Source organism: Cohnella sp. LGH, assembly GCF_017671885.1.
GTDB lineage: Bacteria > Bacillota > Bacilli > Paenibacillales > Paenibacillaceae > Cohnella > Cohnella phaseoli.
In genome coordinates this window covers 6,049,552-6,075,480 of sequence record NZ_CP072117.1, presented here as the reverse complement: position 1 = coordinate 6,075,480, position 25,929 = coordinate 6,049,552, and the positions used below count along the sequence as shown (strand labels likewise).

The following is a 25,929-nucleotide window of genomic DNA, read 5'->3' as shown; positions in this document are numbered from 1 at the left end:
TGCATTTTTTTATTTTCTTTTTTCGAGATTGCTCCATCGCATGCAGCACCTGACATTACAATACGAGATGGGATCGTGCAATTTAAGATTACCAGCACTGCGGCAAGCACTTCTATCCGCTATCAGACCGTTGGCTGGGCTGTGAGTAGGGAACAACTCTGTTCGCAAACGGCATCAGGGAAACAGTGCTCTGATCCGAGAAACAAACTGCATGCCATTTTTTCCAACGATGAAATTGTGCAGACAGGACTAAACCCAAACCCGCCAATCCCAGGACAACCTCTGACGGCGTTTTATGAAGTACCGGAATCAGTCGTCACACAAAGACTTTGGGCGGCAGGCATGGACGGTATTCAGGACAATGACAATCTGTACTTTTATGCGGTCATGGTATCGATCAACGGAGATGGCTCTGTCCGTAAAGGTCCCTTTTATACCTTGTCGGGCATCAAGCAGGCAGAGGGCTGGAGGGTTCCTGACGATTTGGACGACTATTTCGGTCTTCACATTCCCTATCGCAGTGCGGAGTTTCCAGTAGATGTCGTGGCCAAAACCGTGAATGGCCGAATCATTCATAAGCCGGATGTAACGTTTTTAAAGGGCAAGTACAAAATCGGGGAAACGGTTGACCATGAGTTTCCAGCGACACTAAACGATGGTGGAAAAACGTATCGGATCGTCCGCTCCTACTTGTCGCCCAAGCAGGATACAACACAGAAGAAGTGGTTGCAGGAAAATCCCGAAACCAACGATAAAGTCCGTATTCGAAGCTTTACGGTCGCATTGGGCGGATCGGATGCAATTGCCGAGTATGAGGAAGCTGCGAGTCCTGTAAAGGTTATCTACCAGAAGGAAGACGGCACAGTGCTGCAGGAGGTGGATAAGGGCGAGTTCGCGGCAGGCTCAGAGTCGAATCACACCTTTGAGGCTACGATCACTAAGGGCGGGCAAACGTATGAAATTATTCGCTCCTACATTACGAGCAACAGCAATTTATCCGAGAAGCTATTCATTCAGGAAAAGGGCGACAGCAAGCTGCGCGAGCGATCCATTCTAGTCGGCCCGAGCGGCTCCAACTTTGTCGGTATCTACAAGGTGCCTTCGCCCGTTACGGTGACCTCCCGCATCGACGCGCCTGGGCAGGCGGCTTCAACGGAAACTACAGTTACGGGAGATTTTACGTTTGAAGCCAAGTCGCCAAGCCAGCTTGCATCGTACCGGATTACGAGCATCGAAAACGCCCAACTGGTCAACGCCAGCCAGCAGACCGGCACACTGAGCGGCACATCGGCCAGCAAGTCGCTGCCGATTCGCATTCCGTTTGGCAGCAGCGATCAAGTCACCGTTAAAATTACAGTCGTGGTGACAGACAAGGACAACCAGAAGGGAGATTCGACCGCCGATCATACAGTACTGATCAATCGAGGCGGAGAGCCTCCACATAACGGCTCCGAGCAGCAGCGCGAAGACATGGATGCATCGGCATCGGCGGTGATTAAGGCAGATGTGCGAGGAGCAGAACGTTTTGATGTGAGCAAGGGCATCCCGACTTCGGAGAGCCTGTACGTGAACGCTAGAGCCAAAGCTTATTTGTACCGGAACCAGTTCACGGAGATCAAAGGAACGAAAACGTATCCGATTACGGTCAGCCGCACCTACTCGTTGTCATGGACCGAGTATGTCTCCGGCCCTCCGGACAGTAAGGGCAACCCGACCACTGTGCCGGTACCGCGTTCGGATTCGCAAACTGTTACCCAAAGCTATACGGTGGAGCGCAAGTATAGCTTCTGGCTCATCGACCGGCTGGAGGTATACAGTTTGCAGCGCGCTGAGGTAGCCAACTATGCCTTGCCGAGCGCCAAGGTGACGCTGCAACCAAGCGGCTACACAGCCCCCACAGTCTCAGGTAACCATGAGGCATCCGTCTCGGCGCATGTGACGGATCCAGTGTATCGTAATGTGACCTTACCTATCCAATCACTGAACGGCGGCTCCAGCCGCCCGTCAGTACCAACCGAGAACTGGAAATCGGAGGCGGAGCAGGCGGTCGGGAAGATCAAGGTGAGAAACGATTCGCTTGTCTTTAACGGACAGACCATCATGGACAACCGCATAATTGAAGAAACAGCCCCGATTCCGGGCGTGATTCCAACTGCGCCCATGATCGGGCAGAACGTGTTGTACGGCAGCGGGTTTGTCATTGATTCGGGCAAAAGCAACAAGGCTGCGCAACCAAGCAGCGGGACGCTCTCCTACGCGCTGATCAAGGGCATCGGAGGCGGTAGCAATCAAACCTTCCCGATTTCCGGCATTAATCCTGTGACGGTGCATACGCCGGTTGTGAATCGGGCCACCATCTCTGATGATCAAGCGCATAATCAGAAGACAGTACCGACATCCGGGCGTTCGGCGCTAATATTGAATCGACCCATTACCGTGACCATTCCGACCAGCGGACAGCACCGAGACATAACGGGCTATGGCAACCGGGATTATGCGAAGTATATTCGGGACAAGCAAGTGCGATTCCCCTTCGATGTGTACAAGGCCGACCGAACCACGTTGATTCCGAAGGATACCTGGACGTCGATCTCGGTCGGCCAGCTACAGACAACGTTTTATTTGCCCGTTTGGGTAGACGAGGGAAATTATGATGTGCTGTTCCGCTCCTTTGCCGAAAACAGCCCGGCATCATTTACCTCGCAGCCGAATGCCAATCTGGATGTGAGCCATCATGTCGCCACGCAGGTGGTGCCGGTCGAGGTGATTGGCCGATTGTTTGATTTCCGTATCACCGATATTGCGGACTACCAGTGGGAGACCGTGTTCCGTACGGCAAAGGGGAGCGCCACGCCAACCGGCAACAGCTATTGGGTGGGCTCGAAGGGGATTGACGGTGCGGCGCGTGGCAATACAAGTCCTTACGTGCTGCCAATTCGTCCAGGCAGCAATCCGGAGATCGGTAAGAAGAATGTCGCGATAAAGACAGGCTATCATTTCAAATTTGAGGTGAAGACGCTCGGCAATATGTTTGGTGCGGGCGACGGCATCCTAATTACGCCAACCTTCTATTTCGTGGACAAAAGAGGGCAGAACCGCCAGCCGGTGGACTTGTATTATCACTCGGGCAACAAGCGTTTTATTCACATCGGCTCTGCGGAGGACACGGAGCAGCGGCTGGTGACGCTGGACACCCGGCTGCGAAATGTCCCGCAGCAAGAACTAACGAATACCGCGGGTTCCCTCTGGAGGCTAAGTGGTGCTACTGGTAATCAGACCACTTATGTGCAGCAATTTTTAAAGGATGCGGCGCAAAAGAAGATTTACGTTGGTGGTTATGACGGCTTGCTGCTGCCGCCACAGCTTCGTACCTTCATCGGCAGCATGCAGGTGCCAACCGGCGTCGATACGGCGCGGGCGAATGCGGCCGTTCAGCTTTGGCGCGGGGAATATAGCTTGCCTGCTGCGCCGTTTGCGGTGCCTGCGGGTTTTAATGTGGCCGAATACGGACGTAAGCACAAGCTGGATGACCAGTCTCCAATTTTCCTGCGTGATGGCTATCTGATCGTTAATTTCAACATCGAGACCATACGCAACCGAAATACCAGTCAGCCGCATTTGCAATACAAAAGTGCACCGCTGAACAACCAGTGGCAAATGGAGGGCTTTGGCCGCAGCTTTGTTGATCCCTATGGTGCCAGGTTCTCCTTGCTGGACGGCGACGTAGCGTTTTATCATGCCGATTTGTCCAGCTACGACGATTTTGGCGCGGGCGGCACCCACTGATTTCACCAAGCGGGAGGGATGAACATGATTGAGAAGCTGCAAAGCGCCGCTCCTGAGGAAGCGGCCTATTTTTATTCAGGTTCGGCTGAGCTTGAGAGGGGGCGTTCCTGCATAGGCCACCTGCGAGGGGATTTCGGGCGCTCGGGTGAGGAGTTTTGGGTGTCCTGGTTTCCGCGGAACTCCCCCTTTGAAACGCCAGCCTTCAAGGACGAATTGGGCAAGGTGTTTCAAATGATAGGTGATCGTGATGTGCTGAAAAGCCGTCAGCATATGCTTCACTTTTGCAGCAAGCACCCGGAGGCGCGCATTGCCGGGGCAAGGAGCACGGACGTATACGGCTTTCGCATGGAGACGAAGGAGCATCGCTACTATTTGCGCTGCTTTCCCTTTGCCGGAGATTACAACTTTTACCTGTATTGCTACGCCCGCCCGGAGCGCGTGACTGAGCAGCATCGGCAAGCGCCCTCCGCTCCTGCATCGCAGAAGAAAAAGACGGAGCCACAACGGTAGGAGGACGCCATGCATGATTTGACACGTTATCGGCTGCTGGCGGAGGCCGATCTTTCCCCAGCGGCCAAGCTGATGTACAGCTATTTACTGGATTTTGCGGGTGGACAAAGCAGCACGGTGTGGTTGTCCTCCCGCCGCCTCGCGGCAGAGGTTGGTCTTTCGACCTCTGCTATCCGCCGCAACCTGCATCGTCTGGAACAAAACGGATTGATTCTGCTCACCTCACGCTATTCGGAGGAAGGCATTCGATTGACCAACAAAATTACGATCCGGTAAGGAGGTGTACCCATGACAGCCAAGCTGCAGCGCATGGTAGAGCTGTCTGCCCGTACCTCGCAGGCGCTGGTGAACGATACCGGACAATGGGCCGATTTTTTGCGCACCGCCGCATGGAACTACAAATATCCGTTTCAGGATCAATTGCTAATCTACGCGCAGCGTCCCGATGCCACCGCCTGTGCTCCGATTGAAGTGTGGAATAAAAAGCTGGACCGCTGGGTTAGACGTGGCGCGAAGGGCATTGCGCTGATTGAAGATCGGGGCAGTAGCCTGGGACTGCGCCATGTGTTTGACGTGACGGACACGCAAAGCCGCCAATCTCAAGCCGTACCGCTTTGGAGAATGGATGAGGCGGATACGGAGGCTGTCCTTGAAACGCTGGAGAACGCCTTTGGATACGAACAAGAGCAGGGTATGGATCTGCCCGGCGCCCTGCTCACAGCGGCGCGGAACGCCATGGAGGACCACAGCGCCGATTATGTCCAGATGCTACTCTCCGAGCGCGACAACAGTCTGCTTGAAGAACTGGATGATGCGCATGTGGAACTGCTGTTCCGGGAAGCCGCGCAATATGCCGTCACCTATATGACAATGGTTCGCTGCGGGCAGGAGCCGACCCCTTATATCAGTACCGATGACTTGTCTGGTGTCGGTTATTTTAATACCCTGCCCGTACTATCGCATTTGGGCGCTGCGATAAGCGATGTGGCGGAAACGATTCTGCGGGAAATCGAGTCCACCATCCGGGCGCAGCGCCGCGAAAACATACGAAATCAGATGCTGGACCCAAGCCACACCGTTGCAAGGCCAGAAACACTACTGCACAATGAAGCTAAATCACGCGAAGGAGAGATGGAGCATGGAGCTGAACTACACACAGAACGGGGATTACCTGCTGCCGGATCTGGTACAGCCGGTGTCGATGAGCATCGGGAAATACGGCCTGCTGCGCAAGACGTTTCTGAAAACCGAGCGGAAGGGCACCTACGCCCACCTGATGCTCTCGGAACAGCTACACCAGCATCTGGCGGAGATCGACCGGACAGCGAGGGAGCAGATCGAGCAGACCTTGGCACAACTGTTGATGCAGCACCCGGCACCGGACAAAGCAACCGATCCGCTGGGCTGGACGGGTCACCTGAACAATCTGAAGCAACAAGCGGAGGAACTAATTCTGACCGAACTAGTGTATCGCTAAAATGGCATGACCGGGGAACGGAGGACAATCGTCTTCCGTTTTTTCATGACGGAAATCAGATCAACGATATGCTGCGAACTGCGCCGCTCCTTGTGAGCAAGACGGAGGTCGCCGTCTTTTTTGAAAGCAGCGATTATGCGCGTGAACGTGCGCTTTATGTGAGAAGCTTGTTTCCGCAAGGAATAACGGAGCTGGAGCTAGAGCCGGATAACTGGCTTGGTGTGGAGCCTTATCAAAATGTACTGCATATCTGGACGGGCAAGTCGGACAGCCGAACGGCGCAAGGGTTCTACGATTGGGGCGTCATTGCCGGTCATATCCATAGCATGCTGCTACTGAAGGAATGGGATCGGACGCAGCAACCGTCTGCCGCGCAGCAAATGATGTGGCTGGAGGAAGCGGCGGATGCTCATGCGTCTGCTTTTGTATGGCCGCAGGAAGTCATAGATGCCGTGCTGCAAAACGGAAGCGGCATTGAAAATGTCAAGCTGCGAATTGCCCTTCATTTTCAGCAATCGCTGTCGGCGCAGGACAATGCTGAGTTTTTGAAACGGGAATATGGGACAGGCGGTCGCGTTCCGGCCTTGATCGGTACGAATATTCATGAACATCATGACAGCAAGGGCATTGCGTTGGAGCGCGGGTTTCGAGCGGCTGAGGAAGAGAAGCTGGTACTGCCCTGGATGAAAGTGCAGAAGCGGATCAGTGAGCTGTTGGCGGCTGGACGATATTTGAACCGCAGGGAAGTAGAGCAACTGCCTGTGTATGCCGAGCAACAGGCGGAGCAGCGCAGGAAGCGCGAGGCCGAGCTGCGGGAACGGCGCTCCTTATTGCCTGAGCCACCGCCAGATGTCCCACCGCGTGACCGGATGAAGCTGCGCTATGCGTATGTCGAAGGCAACTCCGTCTTCATCGGAGCAGATGAATATGAAATCGCTCAGTTGGAGCCTGAAAAGGTATGGTTACAGGATAAGCAATTCCCGCTGTTTTCAAAGGAACTAAGCCGGAGCGAGTTAGAACGTCTGCTGCGCGACAATCCGCTGAATGATCATTTGATGACCGATGAACCCTTGTCCGAGGCGGACGTAGCGTTATGGGAAAACGAGGGGATGGATGATCACTCGGGGGAACCGGAGCAAGCGATGTCAGCGCGGGCTGCACCCGCACAAACTGAATCGAACGAAATTCCCATTTCGCCTGTTTCCGAAGCCCCCTCTCACCCACGCCATCCGCCAAGCAATTATCGCATTGTGGACGTTTCCTTGGGGCATGGCGGTGCAAAAACGAAGTTCCGTCGTAACGTGGAAGCCATCCAGCTGCTCCAGCAGTTGGAGGAGGAAAACCGTCAAGCAAGTGCGGAGGAGCAAGCGGCGCTGGCGCATTATGTCGGCTGGGGCGGCATTCCGCAGGCCTTCGATGATGCCAACAGCCACTGGTCTGCGGAATATGCCGAGCTGCTGGCACTGCTAACCCCGGAAGAGTTTGCGTCCGCCCGCGCCTCGACCTTGAACGCCCACTATACGTCCCCTATCGTTATTCAGGCGATGTATGAATGCCTGGAGCAAATGGGCTTTCGGCGCGGCAATGTATTGGAGCCTTCCTGTGGGATTGGTCATTTCTTTGGTCTGGTGCCGGAATCGTTTCAGGATTCGCGGCTATTTGGCGTGGAATTGGATAGCTTGACCGGTCGAATCGCCAAGCAGTTGTACCCGCAGGCGTCGATTGCGATCAGTGGATATGAGCGGACAAATCTGCCGGACAGCTTCTTTGACCTGGCTGTCGGCAATGTGCCGTTTGGCGGCTACGGTGTAGCTGACAAAAAGTATGACAAACACAAGTTTTTGATTCATGATTACTTTTTTGCGAAAACACTCGACAAGGTGCGGCCAGGTGGCATCATGGCCTTCATTACCTCCAAGGGTACGATGGACAAGCAAAATCCGGCGGTGCGCAGGTACATCGCGGAACGGGCGGCTTTGCTCGGGGCAGTGCGTCTGCCGAGCAATGCGTTTCTGGCGAATGCCGGAACGGAGGTTACTGCAGACATTCTCTTTTTGCAAAAACGGGATCGCATGGTGACAGTCAATGAGCAAAGCGAGCCGTGGCTGGCGCTGGCTGAGACGTCGGATGGTGTCCCGATTAACGCCTACTTTGCCGCTCAGCCGGATATGGTGCTGGGCACAATGGCGTTTGATGACAAAATGTATGGCAATCGCGAGGAAACGACGTGCCGCCCTTACCCGGATGCGCCGCTTGATGAGCTACTGCGCGAGGCGCTGGCCAACATTCATGCCGAATGGGTAGAGGGGGAACGCGAAGAGCAGCCGGAGGAAGCGGAGGCCTCCATGCCTGCCGATCCGAATGTGCGCAATTTCAGCTTTGCACTGGTGGAAGGAAAGGTCTATTTCCGACAAAACAGCCAAATGCATCCGGTTGAAGCCTCGGCTACAGCAATGGGACGCATCAAGGGGCTAATTCAACTGCGTGACACGGTGCGCGACCTAATCGAATATCAGACCGAGGATTACAGTGAGGAAGCCATTCGTGAGCAGCAGCGCAATCTGACGGTGCAGTATGATCGTTTTGCGGCACAGTATGGGCTGATCAATAGCCGCGCCAACAGTCTCGCCTTTTCAGACGACAGCGCCTACTTCCTGCTATGCTCGCTGGAAATCCTTGACGATGAAGGGCGCATGCTGCGCAAGGCAGACATGTTTACGAAGCGCACCATTCGGCAGCGGTCGCTGGTAGAGCGAGTGGATACCCCCTCCGAAGCATTGGCGGTATCCATCGGTGTCAAGGCGCGGGTGGATTTGGCCTATATGAGCGAGCTTAGCGGTATCCCTGAAGATAAGCTGGTAAAGGAACTGCGCGGTATCATCTTCCCCAATCCCGAGCAGATGGACGAGGACGGAGAGCCGGTCTACGAGACGGCGGACGCTTATTTATCTGGTCATGTACGCGACAAGCTGAGAATTGCCATGTCATTCGCAGCCCATGACGCGGAACGGTATACCGAAAACGTCTTGGCGCTGGCAGCGGTTCAGCCGCCGGATTTGACCGCTTCCGAGATCGATGTCCGGCTGGGGGCGACCTGGCTGCCTTCCGAGGTCATTCGCGATTTTATGTTCGAGCTTCTGGATACGCCTCCGATGTTCCGGCCTACCATTCAGGTGTTCTATTCTGATTATACAGCGGCGTGGAACGTACGGGGTAAAAACGACGATCGTAGCAACAACATCAAGGCTAACGTCACCTTTGGCACCGAACGAATCAACGGCTACAAAATTCTGGAGGATACGCTCAACCTGCGGGATGTACGCATTTTCGATACGGTGATTGAAAATGGCGTGGAAAAACGGGTGCTGAACCGGAAGGACACGGCTATTGCCCAGCAAAAGCAGGAGCTAATGAAGGAGGCATTTGGCGAATGGCTGTGGCGAGATCCGCAGCGCCGCGAACGGCTGACGCGCCTCTACAATGATCGGTTCAATGCAATCCGGCCGCGGGAGTATAATGGTGGCCATATTCGCTTTACTGGCATGAACCCGGAAATTCGGCTCAGGCAGCATCAGGTCAATGCCGTTGCCCGCGCGCTTTACGGCGGCAATGCGCTCTTTGCCCATTGTGTCGGCGCGGGCAAGACGTTCGCGATGGCCGCAGCGGCAATGGAGAGTAAGCATTTGGGCTTGTGCAACAAGAGCATGTTCGTTGTCCCGAACCATTTGATTGAGCAGTGGGCGGCGGAGTTTTTGCAGCTTTACCCTTCCGCCAATGTGTTGGTGACGACAAAAAAGGATTTTGAGACGAAAAACCGTAAAACGTTTTGTGCCCGCATTGCCACTGGAGACTACGATGCAATCGTTATCGGTCATTCGCAATTTGAGAAGATTCCGATTTCCATGGAGCGACAACGGCAGCAGTTGGAGGAGCAGATCTACGAGATCACCGGCGGTATTCGGGAATTGAAGGAAGCTAAGGGCGAGCGCTATGCGATCAAGCAAATGGAGAAGACGAAGAAGACGTTACAGGTCAAGCTGGAGAAGTTGAACGACACAAGCCGTAAGGACGATGTGGTGACGTTTGAGGAATTAGGCGTGGATCGGCTATTCGTGGACGAGGCGGATTCGTACAAGAACCTGTTCTTATACACGAAAATGCGCAATGTTGCCGGGCTGTCACAAACCGAAGCACAGAAATCATCGGACATGTTCATGAAGTGCCGTTATCTGGATGAACTGACCGGAGGGCGTGGCATCATCTTTGCAACGGGAACGCCAATCTCTAACTCCATTACGGAAATGTACACGATGCAGCGGTATTTGCAATACAAGAGCCTGCAAAAGCATGGCATGCAGCATTTCGATTCTTGGGCGTCCACGTTTGGCGAAACCGTCACGGCAATTGAACTGGCTCCAGCAGGAACAGGCTATCAGGCGAAAACGCGCTTTGCACGCTTTTATAACTTGCCTGAGCTGATGAATATGTTAAAAGAAGTGGCCGACATTCAAACTGCAGATATGCTCCAGCTCCCGGTGCCGAAGGCGCATTTTCATAATGTGGCTGTCCCGCCAAGCGAGTTTCAGCGCGATATGGTTGCCGATCTTGCCCGCCGCGCGGAACAGGTTCGGGCCAAGGCAGTTGAGCCGCACGAGGATAATATGCTGCTCATTACGAATGACGGGCGCAAGCTGGCGCTTGATCAGCGGCTGGCGAATCCACTGTTGCCGGATGACGAGGGCAGCAAGATTAGCGCATGCGTGAATAACATTTACCAGCATTGGCAGGAGGGGCATCAGCAGCGGCTCACGCAACTGGTATTTTGCGATTTGTCTACCCCGAAGGCGGATGGAGCGTTTAATGTCTATGATGAGATCAAGCGCAAACTGCTGGAGAAGGGTGTTCCGGTGACAGAGATCGCCTACATTCACGATGCCAATACGGATGCGCAGAAGAAGGAACTGTTTGGCAAGGTACGGACGGGTCAGGTTCGCGTTTTGCTGGGATCGACGTTTAAAATGGGAGCCGGCACGAATGTCCAAACGAAGCTGGTGGCCATTCATGACCTTGACTGCCCTTGGCGACCGAGAGATTTGGAACAGCGTTTGGGTCGGGTGATTCGTCAAGGAAACCAAAATAGTGAAGCCTATATCTACCGATACGTGACGGAAAATACGTTCGATGCGTACCTGTATCAGACGCTTGAAAACAAGCAACGCTTTATTTCGCAAATTATGACGAGCAAGTCGCCGGTTCGCTCTGCGGAAGACATCGATGAAGCGGCGCTCTCCTATGCCGAAGTTAAGGCGCTGGCGACCGGCAATCCGTTTATAAAAGAGAAGATGGACTTAGATATTCAAGTGTCTAAGCTCAAGCTGCTCAAGGCCAACCATCTGAGCCAGCGTTATGCGCTGGAGGATCGGCTGCTCAAGCTGTTGCCGCAGCAGATCAAGTCGACGGAAGAGCGGATCGCTGGGTATGAGCAGGATGTGGCCTTGTATATGCGTCAGGATGCCGAAAGGATAGACGGTGAAGAAGTCGCCTTTGCCGGAATGACGATCAAGGAGTTCACGTATAAGGAACGGGCATCGGCAGGCGCTGCATTGCTGGAAGCCTGCAAGGGGATGATTTCTCCTGATCCGCAGGAGATCGGCCATTACCAGGGCTTCTCCCTATGGCTTTCATTTGACAGCTTCAACAAGGAGTACAAAGCAACCTTGCGCGGCGCACTGGGGCATCATATTTCGCTTGGAGCCGATGCAAGTGGCAATCTGACTCGGCTGAATAATGTGCTTTTTGGATTGCCGGAGAAGCTTGCCTATTGCCGCGATCAACTGACCACACTCCATAAGCAAATGGAAACGGCGAAGGCGGAGATTGCAGCTCCCTTCAAGCAGGAGTTGGAATTGCAGGAGAAGTCAGCGAGGCTGACGGAGCTGAATGTGCTGCTGAATATGGATAAGCGGGAGAACGAGATGATAGAAGCTGGAGGAGTGGACGAAGAACCGGGGCTGCTGGAGCGAAGGAGAATGAATCGGCAGGAACGCTAAGCGAACGGATCGTGTGAGCTTTCGGTGGGCGAAGGAAACAAAGAGAATACCCTCTCTTGATCATGGCAGGTTCGCGCGCTACGCCCGAATCGGGTATGTTGGTTAAGGGAGGGAGCGTGCATGGAAAAGGGATGCTGGCAGCAGTTGGAGCAAAGCTTTGACGTTTTGGAGAATGAAATCACCCGGCGTTTGCGCGGTGAAGAGGCTTATATGATGTGGGTTCAGCGGAGAGTCGAGATTCAAGTGCAGCATCCGTTTGTAAAGAGCGTGATGGATGGCGATGCTTGTGTTTTTCCAAGCGACCAGGATTATCAAGCATGGTTGGAGATTCAAAAGACGTTAGATGAAACGGTACGCCTGGAACGAATGGCGCTTTATTGGCAAGGGCATGCAGATTGCTATGCATACCTGAAAAAATTAGGGGCTCTCTAACCATAGAGATTACATGTGATGAGCCTGACAAGTCTGTTGCCGACTGGTAACAGGCTTATTAACGTTTTTCTCAGTTGTGTGCAAATTGTGAATAACGTTGGGGATAAGTGTTGCCGGTTGTTGAGGAGGATGAAAGGCCGGAAAGGAGTGAGTAGATGGCCTATGTAAGTAAAGAACAAATCGAACTTGCCAAGCAGTGGGACTTGCTAACGTATTTACAGCATGTCGAGCCTTACGAATTGGTGAAGTGCTCACGAAATGCTTATGCGACCCGCAGTCATGACAGCTTAAAGATTTCCAACGGCAAGTGGTTTTGGTGGTCGCGTGGGTTTGGGGGGCGCACGGCGCTGGATTATCTCATTAAGGTGCGGGGAATCTCCTTGCCGGAGGCAGTGCTGCATCTGAACGATCAGCACACACCATCGTCCTCTCCGGCAGCACAAGTTTTCCGGGAGGATGGGGCTAAGCCATTCGCGCTTCCCGAAGCCTATGAAAATGCAAGCCGAGTGGTTGCTTACTTGCACGGGCGGGGGATTTCCCACGAGGTGCTTGAGGTGTGTCTTGAAACGGGGCGTCTGTATGAAAGTCGGAACTATCACAATGCTGTATTTGTCGGCTTTGATGAGCATGACGAGCCTCGATACGCGGCGATTCGCGGAACGACAAGCACTCGCTATATGTGCGAAGTACCGGGCAGCGATAAGCGCTATGCCTTCTCGCTTCCAGCAGCAGAGAACAGCACTGAATTGCATTTGTTTGAGAGTGCCATTGATCTTCTGTCCTATTGTACATTCATGTTGAAGTGGGGAAAGGACTGGCGGCAAGTCCATCTTCTGTCGCTTGCGGGGATATACCGACCCACAGAGAATAAGGAAGGGTCGATTCTTCCGGCTGCTCTTCTCTCCTATCTTGATCGCCACGCGGATGTAAAGCGACTGGTGCTGCATTTGGACAATGATGAACCGGGACGCTTGGCAGCAGAGATGATCGAACAGCAACTGGCTCAGAGCTATCAGTTGGAGAATGAACCACCCGTGCAAAAAGATGTAAATGAGGACTTGATGGCGTACAAGAAACAACGTGAATATCCATCAAGATAGCGTGTGTTGTACAATGGCATGCCAACTCATCATTCGCAATAATAAAATAGTATCCATTTCAGGGGAGGACTGAGCATGCAGTCGAGAAATGAAAACGAGTAAGGCGAGACAAGTTGGGATACGGAGAAGATTGAAGCGGCAGTGGTGGAGGCAGAGGAGCAAGCTGGCAGCGACAAGACACGCCATGATCATCATCAATTCATGCGTGAGGCGCGTCGCAAGATCAATCAAAAAGAACGTTGCGCAAGGGTGTTGTAGAATCCTGAACTGGATGAGGGCTTCACAAAGACGTTGGCCGCACGTCCTAATGAGGTTGTCTTTTTTTGGTTTGTTACGTGATGTGAATAAGGAGCAGCCGGAAAAGGAAAAAGTGAAACATCGACGCGGCAGCGCACATGCCGTTGCCAACACCATGTCTCGGTATGGACGAGTTCATACCGACTATATTATCGACATTATTCGCCTTTATCTCCTATAGACGTCAATGGATAAACTTCCTATAATAAACAAGTATTCCAGAAATATCTTTTGTGCATGAATCTTACTCAAATAATAAGGGAACGGAGGGAGAAATGATACTGGTAATTACATTAAAATCTGACGACGTACCGGATTCGAAGGTGAGCACTGTATAATCATAAATAGGTTTCTTTCCTGTTAGATTCATTCAAATTTCTAAACAAATTTTTTTCTGAGGAGCGAAGAATTATGAGAAAGAAAAAGCTGGTTGCCTACGGACTGGTGTCTGCTGCATTGTTATTTGGTGCTACAGCAGCCTCATATAGTTATGTCTCCGGGCAAAATAATGCTGTGACAGAACTAGGTGTTGGTAAATATATTGTTACTTCTAATAATATTATTTCTACGACACCATCATCAGAGGAACAGAGAATAGCTAGTCAACTAAGAACAGAACTCATTGAAAAAGGAGAACATGTTGATGAGTCCGCTTCATTTAATCTTAAACCAGATTCCTCATATCCTGCTCAGAAGATTTTCTCCATTAATGATACGACAAAACAATCGAGCAATCTAAATGATGAAACAACAATCCTTCAATATACAGTAAAAAATCCGTCTGGAGTAGAGTCAGTCCGAAATTTATACCTTCATAAAGTAGTCACACAAAATGGAGTAGAACTTGTTCCAAATAATACAACGGCTACTCCTGCATTGATCCCATCACCCGATGGTGGAAAATACTTGTTCGAAGATATGAATTCTATATTTACAATTGATACTAAATCTTTGAGTGTTACACAAATTACTCAAGATTATGTTGACGGATATGACAAAAACAAGTTACACAATGAACTTAAGGAGAAAGAGCAGTCTTTATTCTGGGCAACTAATCCTGTTTGGAGTCTGGATGGTACTCAAGTATCTTATCTATCTAATAGAACTGCGGTTGATAATACCAGTATGGAAATTTGGGTTATCGATCTTTTGAATGGAACAGAAAGGAAAGTATACAGTAGTACACAACCTGTTGGTACATTTGGTTGGACGAGTACAAAAAATCTTATTATATGGGAAGACTCCCATGACGGATCTTTATATTCAATTAAGGAACTTTCACTCAAGGGTGAAACTTCTCCAGCATTGCTTGAAAATGTAGATATCAAAGATCTATCTCGAGATGGAAAGAAATTACTTTACTCTCCTAGCAGACCTAGTAAAGATTTTTGGGTTTTTGACATAGAGACAAAGGAGAAACATCAAATATTATCAGTCGGAACAGGGATTCAATTCGATCCAACTGCCAAATTCTCACCAGAGGGAGACAAAGTAGTTGCCTTAGAGTACGCGGGTACGAAGGGAGAACGAATTGTGTATGTTACAGATATTGGAGTTGGAAGTACGCAGACATTTGGATCCTCAGATAACGAAATATATACCGCAACACCTGATTGGGTGAATAACGATACATTATTATTAAATGTTGAAAAATCAGGTGAGAGCAATGCGAAGTTGATATCTGTGGAATTGAGAGGTGAGGCTAATGAATAAAAAATTATCGCTGTTTCTTTTCATAACGTTAATATCGACTATATTTACAACTTCTGTATCGGCTACTTATAATATTAGGTTTGGCGGAGTTGGCCCGGGGGCTGGAACACTAAATTTAGCCACTCCAATCACCGGATATCCTGATGTGAATTCTCAATGGAATCAACCACGTCTAGTAGATGGTTCTAACCCACATCAAGGAGTCGATCTTTATGCAACTTCAGGCACTCGAGTTAATGCAATATGTAATGGATTTGTTACATATCAAAATGATACTACAGCCTATGAATTAGCTTTGAAATGTGATGTTAATGGTGATGGTTTAAATAATGACAATTTGGAAATTTATTACGATCACCTGGATGATGTTGGTTTTGTTGGTACGTCTAGCACCAATCTCGTAACGAAAGGAACTCAAATTGCTGAGTCGGGAAATGAAGGCGGTAAAGTTGGCGCACATCTCCATTATGGTACAAGAACAAGCAGATCAGGTACTATGGTTTGGACGAGAACTGAGCCCTATTATAGATGGACTAGTAATTGGAACTATGGTCGTGATTTAGATTTTATTTCACTTGTGACTTGGACTAATAATGTCGCTAAGGTTGTAGCTTATGAAGTGGATTCAGGGGTTAAATCATCTCTCAACTCAAATTCGGTTACCTTATACCATAGAAAAGATGGAACATCAAATTGGATTAGTGTACAAATGACAAAATCGGGTGATAATTTCTCTTACGACTTGAACAATGTTTACACTACATCTGAAGTGGTTAATTGGATGGTAAAAGCTGACAACCCCCATACAGCTGCAACTTATAAGTCTGCTTTTATGATACCGAAGTATGACCAACCAAGTTCTAGTCCTAATTCTACATCTAACAAATATGATTATTACAAATGTACAATGGGTGGAAGTGCATGTACCGCAATAGTTACACCTTAAAAATCAATTCTCATAACACACCTTTTTTCTTACTTGGTGTGTTATGGGACACAGCTACAATAATTGGAGGGATGAAATTGAGAAAACAGATTACTTTAATTTTGTTTAGCGTGATTTTATTTACAATCTCAGCATGTTCATCTACTCCTGCTAATGTGATTCAGCCAACAGAGAGTGATAAGCCAACTGAAACAAGTTCTGATAAAAAAATATATAAAAGCAGTAACGGTTGGTCGGTTCAATATCCGATGACGTGGGACTATGAAAGTGATGACCTTTTGAGAGAAACTGAAACGGAAAAATTTATTTCATTTGATACATATGACATTCCTGAAGAGGGTATAGAAAAATGGCTAGAATCAAAGATCCAAAGTTCATTAGCAATGAATGAAGCAAATAATACACTTCTTGAGGATGTTACAAAGGCAACAAAAGATAACTTATCTGTTTATAAATACGCGATTGAATCTAAAGTGGATGCGCGTATAACAGAATTGCGCTTCATTATTTATGTTGATAATAAACATATTTATCAATTTCAAAGCCAGAACCCATCCCTGACAAAGGACGAATTCGAGGAAATTGTTAATACATTTTCGCTCGAAAAATAGCTGGTTTTTAAGAGGCCTTCAAAAAAAAATCCGAAAGAGACGTTCAGCACCACCTAGTTCACTTGCTCTACAGAATCCATTTATCAAAAGGATCACCTGAAGGTCAATGTCATTAAGTTAAACTCAAAGTCTAGTCCGGCAATAAAAATGGATCCGAAACGGCATGGGAAAAAGTCCTGTGCCGTTTCTTTTTTGGTGCAAGAAATGAAAAAAGCGTACAGCAAATAAAACGGATGGAAGATCCGTTTTAAAAAGTGTTCATGTGAACGGGATTATGCTACGCTTTAGACGAAGCTAACAGCTGACTTCCAACGGATTTTGCGCGTATTCTTCTGTCCTGGTCGAATGGGTCGAATCGGCAAAATGTTTTGCGAATCAGTGCTTTAACATCGGGCGGGGCGTCCCGTGAGCGCAGGAAACGTCTACAAACATGAACGGCAACCGTGAAGTTGACTTGATATTGGTGCCGTTTATCCATTTGGGAAATGACGACGTGAGAGGTCATCATTTCAGCGAAATTGTACATGATCATTCTTGCGAAAATCTCTTGGGTAATGAACGCTTGCTTCTTAGCGTGAAAACTCGTTAGACCGACGGTGTATTTTAAGGCCCGGAAAGAGGTTTCAATGCCCCATCGCATGTGATAATGGCCCGGAGTTCATCGGGTGGGAAATCACCGGCGGAAACGTAATGAAGGTTTCATAATCGCCACTCGGCAAGACGAAACGAACAACCCGAAAGGAAATCGGGTAAAACAAATTCTCTTGCAAATCCAAAAATTCAAAGGTAGACGTCGAAGGGACGAACCTGTAAATCTCGGGATGAGCCTTGACCTCTTTGGTTTGTTTTTTTGTCAATGTCAGATGAACTTCAAAATCAAACTCTCCGTTAGCGGGTAAACATAAGCCGAAAGAATACCACTGGAGTTCAAATCCTTTACTCGTATGACATAGTTCCACCCTTTGCGCTCAAGATGCGCAAAATTGTTGTAACTTTCATAACCACGATCCGCATGTATTTTATCAAGCAAAATTACCCCGAAAAATCATGTTAGGTTACCCATAAAAATCGTCTGTAGCTGGAAATGACGACACGGTTGACATGGAGCCTCTACGGGCATGAATCCCTGCGAAAGGGCGAAGCCATGGGCTTCGCAGAGGCAGGCTAGCCTATCATGCCCGCCCCTCCATGTAAACCATGTCTACTGTGCTGGAAATTTTCCACGTCAGAGCACCAAGATTTTTTGGGGTAATTTCAAATGATTAAACACATCCGCAATCGCAATGGTTTTGCCCTTGATGGGGGAACGGTCAACCATAGTAGCGAGCGCCCTTCCTTCGTTGCACAATCTTCGTGGCTGAACAATGGCATCCACATAAAGTCTGTTACAGAGGTCATACGCTGCGTTCAAATGCAGCTGGTTATAGCCTTTCGTGTTTGGTTGACTTTGAAAATAGGTAGCCGTGTCCGTAGGGTCTGTTGCGATATGGAAATCGGAACCGTCAATGGCAAGTAACCGATACCCTCGGTAGTCCTTGATATCCGTATACGACTCTGTAAATGCGTGAAACAAGAATTCCACAGCAGTCGGCAGAATTTTATTCCTCTGCTGGACAAAAGCAGAAGTGGTTGCAGTGTTTACGTCTTAGTCCTGTGATTCCAAGAGTTCCTTGTAGTTGCTGTTGCCCCCCATGGAGATCAGGAGTTCCATGACCGTTTCATAGGGTAGCTTCTTTTTTTGAGTAAAATCTGTTTCAGGGTTTTGGACATAAGGTGCAAGGTGCAGCTGCCATTCCTCGTATGAGAGATGTCAGCGTTTCTTTAAGCGAATTGGCGTACTCATTCATTGGCGAAACCTCCTCATTTTTTTCAAGGGGCCACGCCATACACTTCCATCCGCATGTCAAGTTCTTTTTCTTTTTCATGCAAAAAAGAGCGGGCTATCTTTTCGATAACCTGCTCTTTTTTGATTTTTGGCCCTGCATCTTAACTTAATGACATTGTTTCCGCACGGCGTCTTTTTTGTTTACCCGCAGCTCCACTTTTTCCCGGCAGGTGCCTCGGGGCAACGTGTAACGTTGCAGCAAGCACTGAATTTGGTCTCCCAAATTCGCTTGTTAGGGGCTACGCCCCTAATACCCTCGCCTGGCGGATCGAAATGTTTGCTTGTTGAATAAATGGTTGTATTTGGAACGGGCATTCTTAAGATGCCTTGTTCTCATGATTAACTCCATTTTCAGAAAGGAGACGTCACATGCGAAAAAGAAGCATTCGCATTCAAGTTTGGGTCAATCAGGAAGAGGTTCGAAGGCTTCAAAAGCAAGCGCAACAGTCGGGGCTGTCACGGGAAGCCTACCTTCGCTCGCTGATTAACGGCTATGTTCCAAAAATGTTGCCACCCCTAGATTATTACACTATGCTGCGCGAGCTTCACGCCATTGGCAATAACCTGAACCAGCTTGCGGTGAAGGCGCATACGACCAGTCATCTGGATCACGCTTCCTTCCAGCGTGAAGCGGATGATTTGCGTCGAGCTGTCCAACGGATTCAAGAGGCGGTGACTGCGCCGGAGTCGCGCAGTGCACTTTCTTGAACCACATAGGGTACAAGCAATATGGCTACGACCGCGATATGGGACGTGACCGATCGTCTGAAGCGTGTATTGAACTACGCCGTCAATCCAGATAAAACAGAACAGGGGCGCATGGAAGCGGATGGTTTGCAGCAGACACTTGCCTACACTAGCTCGAATGCGAAAACAGAGCGGCAGCTTTATGTGAGAGGCATCAATTGTGATCCCATCAGCGCCCATGAGCAAATGCAGCGAACCAAGAAGCGGTTTCAGAAAACGGACGGCATCGTCGCATTTCATGGCTACCAGTCCTTTGCGCCGGGGGAAACGACACCGGAGCAGGCGCATGCCATTGGCGTGAAGCTGGCGCAAGCGCTATGGGGGGAACGCTTTGAAGTGGTAGTTGCCACCCATCTCGACAAAGATCATTTGCATAATCACTTTGTTCTCAATTCCGTCTCCTTCATGGATGGCAAACGATACTACGATAATAAGGCTTCCTATGCGCTAATGCGGAAAACCTCCGACCAGCTATGCCGGGAGCATGCCTTATCCGTCATTGAGCAGCCGGAGCGCGGGAAAGCCAAGCAGTACGGAGAATGGCGAGCCGATCAGGAAAGCAAGCCGACATGGCGCGGCGTCATTCGGGAGGACATGGACGCCGCTATTGCTGGGGCAAGGACAATGAGTCAATTTTATGCATATCTCCAAGCAACGGGCTACGAAATCAAGGCACATGTCAAACATGTAGCCGTTCGTCCACCAGGTAAAGAAAGATTTGTTCGCCTACATATCTTGGGCGAAGCCTACGGGGAGGAAGCGATCAAGCAACGAATTTTGGGCAGTGCATTGCCCAAGAAAAAATCAGCACTGTCGCTTCCAAATCGTAAGCGCGTGGTTCTGGTTCGTGGAAAACGCCTGGTCAAGCATCGCAAGCTTACCGGCCTTCAAGCTTTGTATGTCCGTTATCTGTTTGCACTGGGAATTGTGCCTCGCTACCGTTCGTCTCGGAGACGAGCGTCTTTTTTGTTGAGGGAGGATTTACGTCACTTGTCGCAGATCATTGAACAAACCAAGCTGCTCTGTCGTCATCGGATAGCCAGCCTAGTGCAGTTGACCAGCTATGTTGAACCCCGACAGGCTGAGATGAAGGGACTGCGTCTTGACCGCCAAAACTGCCGCAGACGCTTGCGTAGTTGCCGACAACCCGAGCAGATTGCAGCGCACCGGGAGCAGATCGCAGAGTATTCTTGGCAACTGGCGCAGCTTCGAAAGGAGGTGAGGCTTTGCGCGGGCATTTTGGCGCGTTCCGCTACAATCAAGGACAAGCTGCGGCAGCATGAAGAGCATGAAGAAAAATCCAGGCACAAGGAGGTAGAAGCCCATGAGCGGAAACGAGGCGGCCGATCAGGTCGTCAGCATGAGTCTGCGCGGTATTGAAGTGATGGCGAAAATATCTGGCGAAGGTGCAAAGCATCTCGCGGCCTATTTGTTCGCCGTGCTGCAAGGGCAAAAACAGACGAGGGGCCGCACCCGGCTTGAGAATCTGCTCCGCAGCGGGAAGGAACTGAAGGTATTCGCCGTGCGGAATGAGGACTTGCCCACCTTTTGCAAGGAAGCGAAGCGCTATGGTGTCCTGTATTGCGCGTTGCGGGACAAAAAGAACGTGGATGGTCTGTGCGATGTGATGGTGCGCGCCGAGGATGCCTCCAAAATTAATCGAATCGTGGAACGCTTCCAGTTGGCGACCGTGGATACGGCTAGCATCAGGCAGGAAATTGAACAAGCCCGTCAAGAGAAGCTGCCGGACAGCCTGGAAGCGGAACGAGCGATGGAAGCTGCGGAGCATCAAGAGCCGGTAGCAGAGGAGCAAGAGGCTCCTGCAGCGGCAATCAGCGAGGAGTTTTTGGACGAACTTCTGGGAAAGCCGGAACCGCCGGAAGGGGTGGAGCAGGGAAACGAGGCGCGGGAAAGAGATCAGCAGGTGCACGAGGAAGAGCCGCGGGCCGAAGCGGAGGAGTTGGAGCAGTTATCTCTGCCTCGCCAATCCGAGAGCCAGAACCAAGTGGAACGCCTCTCTCCGTCCGTGCCTATCTCCGCGCACAGAGAGGCATCCGAAATGATTTTTGAACAGCCGAAGGCGAAGGTGTCTGTACGGCAATTGCTGCGCGAGATTCGGGAAGAGAGCCGTGCCGTGGAGAAACAGCGGCAGCAACAGCAGAAGGAGAGGGAGCTCGGCTTGCCCAAACGGAAGAATCGGGGCATGGCACCTGTTGCCATTAACGCACCTATCGAGACACCGAAGCGTAGCAAGCGAAAGGGGAAATCAAAATGAGCGAATGGGATGATTTGTTTCGTCAAGAAGCACCACCCGTGATCGCTACCGCACAAGATCAGCCCTTCGACAAGGAAGCCTGGGTGCAGAAGAAACAGGAGCTGCGCCAATGGACTTATGAAACCATTGACGTGACCACGGCTTTGGCCGTGCAAACCGGCGAACAGTTTCAACAGTATTTGAATATACAAAGCCGCTTTGGCCGGTACAGTGTTTCTAATGCATTACTTATTATGGCGCAGCGGCCGGAGGCAACGCGAATTGCCGATTTCGAGGGCTGGAAGGCAATGGGTTTTCGCATACGTCGGAAAGAAACAGGCTTCTATATTTTGGAGCCGGGCGAGACTTATAAACGGGAGGATGGCAACGCAACAGTAAGCTACAATCCGAAAAAGATGTTTGACGTTGCCCAAGTTATCGGAGAGAAACCGGATCTACCCCCTCCACCGGATGAACGAACCCAGATCAAGGCGCTCATGCATCGCTCTCCCGTTCCGATTCAGATGGGCGACGCCTTGCCAGAGGGCATGCATGCTCTTTATCAGCCGGATGTCCGCCAGATTGTGATTCGGCGCGGGCTGTCGGCAAGTGATATTTTTCGTTCGCTTGCGCAGGAACTGGCGCATGCGGAACTAGATCAGGGTAAGGCCGACTACAGCCGCTCGGATCACCAGGCCCAAGCGTACAGTGTTGCATATATGCTGAGCAAGCAGTTTGGCGTGGAGACATCGTGCTTTTGCTTAAACCGTGTTGTAGAAAGGCTGAAAGGGCTGGAGCCTCAACAGATTCGTACGGAACTATCTATCATTCGGGACACAGCCCATACGATGAATAGCCGAATGTACCACCTGCTAGGCCAATTGCGGCAGCAGCCGAGTCGCCGTGACACGGTTCGTTAACGCCATGGCTGGCAAATGAACATTTCGATGACGTGGGAGGAAGGCCAATGAAAGAGGACGAGCGTATTCTTAGCTTGGATCATTACGAGCATGGTATCGTCATCAACGCCCTGAATACCCTGCGTAATGGCTTGATCGGGGAGCGGCGGTCGACAGATGCCGTGGATGACCTGCTGCTGAAAACGATAGATGCCCCCTATCGAAAAGCGAAGCATCGGAGCGAGCATGCGGCGCGCTAATTCCGCAACGAGTCAGCTTATACTCGTTGCGGTATTTTTATTGCCGGTCATCTGGCTGGCGCTGCATGCTGCCCCTGCCCTATCGGAAGGCTTGCCTGCCTTGCTGTTGCAGCTCAACGCAGCAATGGAGCATCCCCTCCATATCCGTTGGGTGGCGGATACGCCGCGCAGCCTACTGCTCTTTACGCTGGCGTATGCCGTCTGTATAGGTGTGTATATGTCCTCGTTGCGTAATTATCGCAGGCGTGAGGAGCATGGCAGTGCCCGCTGGGGAAAAGCAAAGCAGCTCAATGCCATATACCGAAGTAAAGAGCTGGAGCAAAACAAAATCCTGACGCAACACGTTCGGATCGGCCTTGACGGCCGCAAGCATCGGCGAAATGTGAATGTACTGGTGGTCGGCGGCTCGGGAGCCGGTAAAACGCGCTTTTATGCAAAGCCGAACGTAATGCAGGCCGCAACGTCTTTTGTAGTGCTTGATCCCAAGGGAGAAATTTTGCGGGATACCGGCGGCTTGCTCCAGACAGAAGGATACGATATCAAGGTGCTGGATCTCATCAACCCTCACCTGTCGCACGGCTACAATGCGTTTGCCTACTTACGGGACGACAAGGACGTACTAAAGCTGGTAACGAACCTCATTCGCAACACGACACCGAAGGGAAGCAATACGAATGATCCGTTTTGGGAGCGTTCCGAAACGGCGCTGCTGGAAGCGCTTGTGCTATACCTGCTCTACGAAGCGCCGCCCGAGGAGCAAAATTTCCCCATGGTGATGGAGATGATCGCAGCAGCGGAGGTTCGCGAAGAAGATGAAACGTATCAAAGCCCGCTGGATGAACTTTTCGAGCGGCTGGCCATGCGAGAGCCAGAGCATTTGGCGGTTAAGCAATACAACATTTTCAAGCTGGCAGCAGGCAAGACGGCCAAGTCCATTCTCATCGGTCTCGGGGTACGGCTGGAAAAGTTCAATTTGCCCACCATTGCAGGCATGAGTGTGGTGGATGAACTAGACTTGTCCGCTATGGGCACGAAAAAGACGGCGCTTTTCGCCGTCATTCCCGATAACGACAGCAGCTTCAACTTTATCGTCGGCATGCTGTACACGCAGCTGTTCCAGAGCTTGATGTATGAAGCCGATTATCGGCATGGGGGGCGCTTGCCCGTTCATGTCCATTTTGTGATGGACGAGTTTGCGAACGTCGCGTTGCCAACAGAGTTCGACAAGCTACTCTCGACCATGCGGAGCCGGGAAATTTCGGTGTCCATCATCCTGCAAAATTTGGCCCAGCTCAAGGCGTTGTACAAGGATGAATGGGAATCGATTGTCGGCAACTGCGACCTGTTCCTGTATCTCGGGGGCAATGAGCAATCCACGCATAAGTATGTGTCGGAGCTTCTGGGCAAGGAGACGCTTGACACGAATACGTATGGACTCAGCAGAGGACGCAATGGCAGTTATTCGATCAATTATCAGCAAACAGGTCGGGAACTGCTGATGCCGGACGAGGTTCGGCTGTTGGACAACCGTTATGCCATTTTGTTTATCCGCGGCGAACGGCCGGTGCTGGATGAGAAGTATAACGTGCTTCGGCATCCCAATGTTTCATTGACGCTGGACGGTCATGGAGAAGCCTATCGTCACGGAGACGCGGAGCACGCTGTGGACTGGACGAAGGTGATGCTGCATGAGCAAGGCGACTATGAATTGCTGTCAGAGAGAGAACTAGAAGAGTTGATTTTACAAGGAGATGATCGGCATTGAAGCGTAAAATGCAGGGGTTGCTAACGTTGGGTGTGATGCTTGCATTCGGAACCCTGTGGGCTTCGACGGCCTATGCTGCAGGCGATCCGATGGAGACGGTCAATAACTTCTCTGATTTCATTTTTGGCCTGATCAGGGCGGTAGGGATGATCATCTTGGGTTTCGGCATCGTTCAGATCGGCTTGTCGCTCAAGTCGCATGACCCGTCTCAACGAGCCAACGGATTTTTAACCCTGGCAGGTGGCATCATTATTACGTTTACGAAGGAGATTCTAGCTTTAATTGCGGGATAACGATCACGCCGAAGGGGAGTACTCGCTACTCCCCTTCTGTACTAAAGGGTGAGAGCATGTCGAAAAACAGTTGGGTCGAAGAAAATCTGGAGAACGCGTTAAACACCTGGAACGACAAGATGAACGAGATTTGGCAGCTAGTCACACAGTCGCCAGCTGATTTTAAAGGTGGAGCGATCTGGCAGGTCGTCACGGATATCCATGGTGCGCTGCAGGCGACCGGGCTTGCGCTGCTGGTGCTGTTTTTCGTGGTAGGTGTGATGAAAACAGCGGGCAATTTTGCCGAAATCAAGCGGCCCGAACTGGCCGTCAAACTGTTTATTCGCTTTATTCTCGCCAAGGCGGTTGTGACCTACGGGTTGGAGTTGATGATGGGGCTGTTCACCATCGTACAAGGCGTCATATCGACCATTATGGGGAACTCCGGCTTTGGGGCGATGGAAGGGATCAGCCTGCCGGGTACGATTTCACAGGCGATTGAGGACGTTGGGTTTTGGGAGAGTATCCCGTTGTGGATTGTCTCCTTGCTTGGCAGCCTGTTTATTACCGTGCTGTCGTTTATTATGATTCTATCTGTCTATGGCCGATTTTTCCGTATCTATTTGTATACCGCGATAGCGCCTGTTCCATTGTCAGCATATGCTGGTGAGCCGAGCCAAAGCATTGGAACCTCCTTCCTCAAGGGATATGCGGCGGCATGCCTGGAGGGGGCGATCATTGTACTGGCCTGTATCATTTATGCAGCTTTCGCCGAAGCGCCCCCTGCTGTTGCAGATGGAGCCGGAGCGGTGACGATGGTTTGGACCTACATTGGCGAGTTGATCTTTAACATGCTGGTTCTGGTTGGTGTTGTCAAAATGGCAGATCGAGTCGTGCGAGAGATGATGGGCTTGTAGAGAACGGA

Annotated in this window: 20 protein-coding genes; 18 read left to right on the top strand and 2 right to left on the bottom strand. The window is 50.7% G+C overall.

The window, feature by feature from the left end:
* The first annotated feature begins 342 nt into the window (after positions 1-342).
* The 10 genes from J4772_RS25420 to J4772_RS25380 all read left to right on the top strand — a co-directional run bounded on the left by J4772_RS25420 (position 343) and on the right by J4772_RS25380 (position 16,922).
* Positions 343-3,786: a DUF5704 domain-containing protein gene (locus tag J4772_RS25420; RefSeq protein WP_209071919.1), complete on the top strand. Its 3,444-nt coding sequence runs from the start codon at positions 343-345 to the stop codon at positions 3,784-3,786.
* 24 nt (positions 3,787-3,810) lie between these two features.
* The gene (locus J4772_RS25415) at positions 3,811-4,296 is read left to right on the top strand and encodes a hypothetical protein (protein ID WP_209071918.1); all 486 of its coding nucleotides are present in this window, start codon (positions 3,811-3,813) and stop codon (positions 4,294-4,296) included.
* A 9-nt stretch (positions 4,297-4,305) separates the two neighbouring features.
* Positions 4,306-4,572 (top strand): helix-turn-helix domain-containing protein, encoded by a 267-nt coding sequence (locus tag J4772_RS25410; RefSeq protein ID WP_209071917.1) that lies wholly within the window; start codon positions 4,306-4,308, stop codon positions 4,570-4,572.
* Between the two features lie 706 nt (positions 4,573-5,278).
* Positions 5,279-5,773: a TnpV protein gene (locus tag J4772_RS37655; protein WP_371822745.1), complete on the top strand. Its 495-nt coding sequence runs from the start codon at positions 5,279-5,281 to the stop codon at positions 5,771-5,773.
* A 68-nt stretch (positions 5,774-5,841) separates the two neighbouring features.
* On the top strand, positions 5,842-11,823 hold the full coding sequence (locus tag J4772_RS37650; protein WP_371822743.1) for a helicase-related protein: 5,982 nt from the start codon (positions 5,842-5,844) through the stop codon (positions 11,821-11,823).
* Between the two features lie 120 nt (positions 11,824-11,943).
* Positions 11,944-12,255, top strand: a complete 312-nt coding sequence (locus tag J4772_RS25400; RefSeq protein ID WP_209071915.1) for a DUF6664 family protein — start codon at positions 11,944-11,946, stop codon at positions 12,253-12,255.
* 155 nt (positions 12,256-12,410) lie between these two features.
* Positions 12,411-13,355: a DUF3991 and TOPRIM domain-containing protein gene (locus J4772_RS25395; protein WP_209071914.1), complete on the top strand. Its 945-nt coding sequence runs from the start codon at positions 12,411-12,413 to the stop codon at positions 13,353-13,355.
* A 708-nt stretch (positions 13,356-14,063) separates the two neighbouring features.
* The gene (locus J4772_RS25390) at positions 14,064-15,365 is read left to right on the top strand and encodes a TolB family protein (RefSeq protein ID WP_209071913.1); all 1,302 of its coding nucleotides are present in this window, start codon (positions 14,064-14,066) and stop codon (positions 15,363-15,365) included.
* The gene (locus J4772_RS25385) at positions 15,358-16,311 is read left to right on the top strand and encodes a M23 family metallopeptidase (protein WP_209071912.1); all 954 of its coding nucleotides are present in this window, start codon (positions 15,358-15,360) and stop codon (positions 16,309-16,311) included. Before J4772_RS25390 ends, J4772_RS25385 begins: the two co-directional genes overlap by 8 nt.
* Before the next feature lie 77 nt (positions 16,312-16,388).
* Complete coding sequence (locus tag J4772_RS25380) at positions 16,389-16,922, top strand: hypothetical protein (RefSeq protein ID WP_209071911.1); 534 nt, start codon at positions 16,389-16,391, stop codon at positions 16,920-16,922.
* Positions 16,923-17,199: 277 nt separating this feature from the next.
* Here the strand turns inward: J4772_RS25380 and J4772_RS37645 are convergent, their stop codons facing one another.
* Both J4772_RS37645 and J4772_RS37640 read right to left on the bottom strand, forming a co-directional pair.
* Positions 17,200-17,562 carry a transposase gene (locus J4772_RS37645; RefSeq protein ID WP_209071910.1) on the bottom strand — a complete coding sequence of 121 codons (363 nt, stop codon included), beginning with the start codon at positions 17,560-17,562 and terminating at the stop codon, positions 17,200-17,202.
* Between the two features lie 219 nt (positions 17,563-17,781).
* Positions 17,782-17,952, bottom strand: coding sequence for a transposase (locus J4772_RS37640; RefSeq protein ID WP_209071909.1), 171 nt, complete (start codon positions 17,950-17,952; stop codon positions 17,782-17,784).
* Positions 17,953-19,176: 1,224 nt separating this feature from the next.
* Between J4772_RS37640 and mobC the strand changes: the two genes are divergently transcribed.
* From mobC to J4772_RS25330, 8 genes are read left to right on the top strand one after another with little or no spacing between them, the layout of a single operon-like run.
* Positions 19,177-19,515 carry a plasmid mobilization protein gene (mobC, locus tag J4772_RS25365; RefSeq protein ID WP_087569041.1) on the top strand — a complete coding sequence of 113 codons (339 nt, stop codon included), beginning with the start codon at positions 19,177-19,179 and terminating at the stop codon, positions 19,513-19,515.
* A 21-nt stretch (positions 19,516-19,536) separates the two neighbouring features.
* The gene (locus tag J4772_RS25360) at positions 19,537-20,934 is read left to right on the top strand and encodes a relaxase/mobilization nuclease domain-containing protein (protein ID WP_209071908.1); all 1,398 of its coding nucleotides are present in this window, start codon (positions 19,537-19,539) and stop codon (positions 20,932-20,934) included.
* Positions 20,879-21,829: a PcfB family protein gene (locus tag J4772_RS25355; RefSeq protein WP_246608282.1), complete on the top strand. Its 951-nt coding sequence runs from the start codon at positions 20,879-20,881 to the stop codon at positions 21,827-21,829. Before J4772_RS25360 ends, J4772_RS25355 begins: the two co-directional genes overlap by 56 nt.
* Positions 21,826-22,728, top strand: a complete 903-nt coding sequence (locus J4772_RS25350) for a hypothetical protein (RefSeq protein ID WP_209071907.1) — start codon at positions 21,826-21,828, stop codon at positions 22,726-22,728. The genes J4772_RS25355 and J4772_RS25350 overlap by 4 nt, the downstream gene beginning before the upstream one ends.
* 47 nt (positions 22,729-22,775) lie before the next feature.
* Positions 22,776-22,967 carry a hypothetical protein gene (locus J4772_RS25345; RefSeq protein WP_087569038.1) on the top strand — a complete coding sequence of 64 codons (192 nt, stop codon included), beginning with the start codon at positions 22,776-22,778 and terminating at the stop codon, positions 22,965-22,967.
* Complete coding sequence (locus J4772_RS25340; RefSeq protein ID WP_209071906.1) at positions 22,954-24,732, top strand: VirD4-like conjugal transfer protein, CD1115 family; 1,779 nt, start codon at positions 22,954-22,956, stop codon at positions 24,730-24,732. The genes J4772_RS25345 and J4772_RS25340 overlap by 14 nt, the downstream gene beginning before the upstream one ends.
* Positions 24,733-24,740: 8 nt before the next feature.
* A complete protein-coding gene (locus J4772_RS25335) occupies positions 24,741-25,025 on the top strand; it encodes a glutamyl-tRNA amidotransferase (RefSeq protein WP_087569058.1) in 285 nt (94 codons plus the stop codon).
* Positions 25,026-25,081: 56 nt separating this feature from the next.
* Positions 25,082-25,921 (top strand): VirB6/TrbL-like conjugal transfer protein, CD1112 family, encoded by an 840-nt coding sequence (locus J4772_RS25330; protein WP_087569036.1) that lies wholly within the window; start codon positions 25,082-25,084, stop codon positions 25,919-25,921.
* Positions 25,922-25,929: the final 8 nt, after the last annotated feature.

Coding starts and splice junctions, on each gene's coding strand:
- J4772_RS25340 (WP_209071906.1), top strand. CDS start 22,954: ATGCGGCGCGCTAATTCCGCAACGAGTCAGCTTATACTCGTTGCGGTA.
- J4772_RS25390 (WP_209071913.1), top strand. CDS start 14,064: ATGAGAAAGAAAAAGCTGGTTGCCTACGGACTGGTGTCTGCTGCATTG.
- J4772_RS25410 (WP_209071917.1), top strand. CDS start 4,306: ATGCATGATTTGACACGTTATCGGCTGCTGGCGGAGGCCGATCTTTCC.
- J4772_RS37655 (WP_371822745.1), top strand. CDS start 5,279: ATGTGGCGGAAACGATTCTGCGGGAAATCGAGTCCACCATCCGGGCGC.
- J4772_RS37645 (WP_209071910.1), bottom strand. CDS start 17,562: ATGCGATGGGGCATTGAAACCTCTTTCCGGGCCTTAAAATACACCGTC.
- J4772_RS25395 (WP_209071914.1), top strand. CDS start 12,411: ATGGCCTATGTAAGTAAAGAACAAATCGAACTTGCCAAGCAGTGGGAC.
- J4772_RS25420 (WP_209071919.1), top strand. CDS start 343: ATGGACGGTATTCAGGACAATGACAATCTGTACTTTTATGCGGTCATG.
- J4772_RS25345 (WP_087569038.1), top strand. CDS start 22,776: ATGAAAGAGGACGAGCGTATTCTTAGCTTGGATCATTACGAGCATGGT.
- J4772_RS25415 (WP_209071918.1), top strand. CDS start 3,811: ATGATTGAGAAGCTGCAAAGCGCCGCTCCTGAGGAAGCGGCCTATTTT.
- J4772_RS25385 (WP_209071912.1), top strand. CDS start 15,358: ATGAATAAAAAATTATCGCTGTTTCTTTTCATAACGTTAATATCGACT.
- J4772_RS25355 (WP_246608282.1), top strand. CDS start 20,879: ATGAGCGGAAACGAGGCGGCCGATCAGGTCGTCAGCATGAGTCTGCGC.
- J4772_RS25360 (WP_209071908.1), top strand. CDS start 19,537: ATGGCTACGACCGCGATATGGGACGTGACCGATCGTCTGAAGCGTGTA.
- mobC (WP_087569041.1), top strand. CDS start 19,177: ATGCGAAAAAGAAGCATTCGCATTCAAGTTTGGGTCAATCAGGAAGAG.
- J4772_RS25350 (WP_209071907.1), top strand. CDS start 21,826: ATGAGCGAATGGGATGATTTGTTTCGTCAAGAAGCACCACCCGTGATC.
- J4772_RS37650 (WP_371822743.1), top strand. CDS start 5,842: ATGCTGCGAACTGCGCCGCTCCTTGTGAGCAAGACGGAGGTCGCCGTC.
- J4772_RS25400 (WP_209071915.1), top strand. CDS start 11,944: ATGGAAAAGGGATGCTGGCAGCAGTTGGAGCAAAGCTTTGACGTTTTG.
- J4772_RS25330 (WP_087569036.1), top strand. CDS start 25,082: ATGTCGAAAAACAGTTGGGTCGAAGAAAATCTGGAGAACGCGTTAAAC.
- J4772_RS25335 (WP_087569058.1), top strand. CDS start 24,741: ATGCAGGGGTTGCTAACGTTGGGTGTGATGCTTGCATTCGGAACCCTG.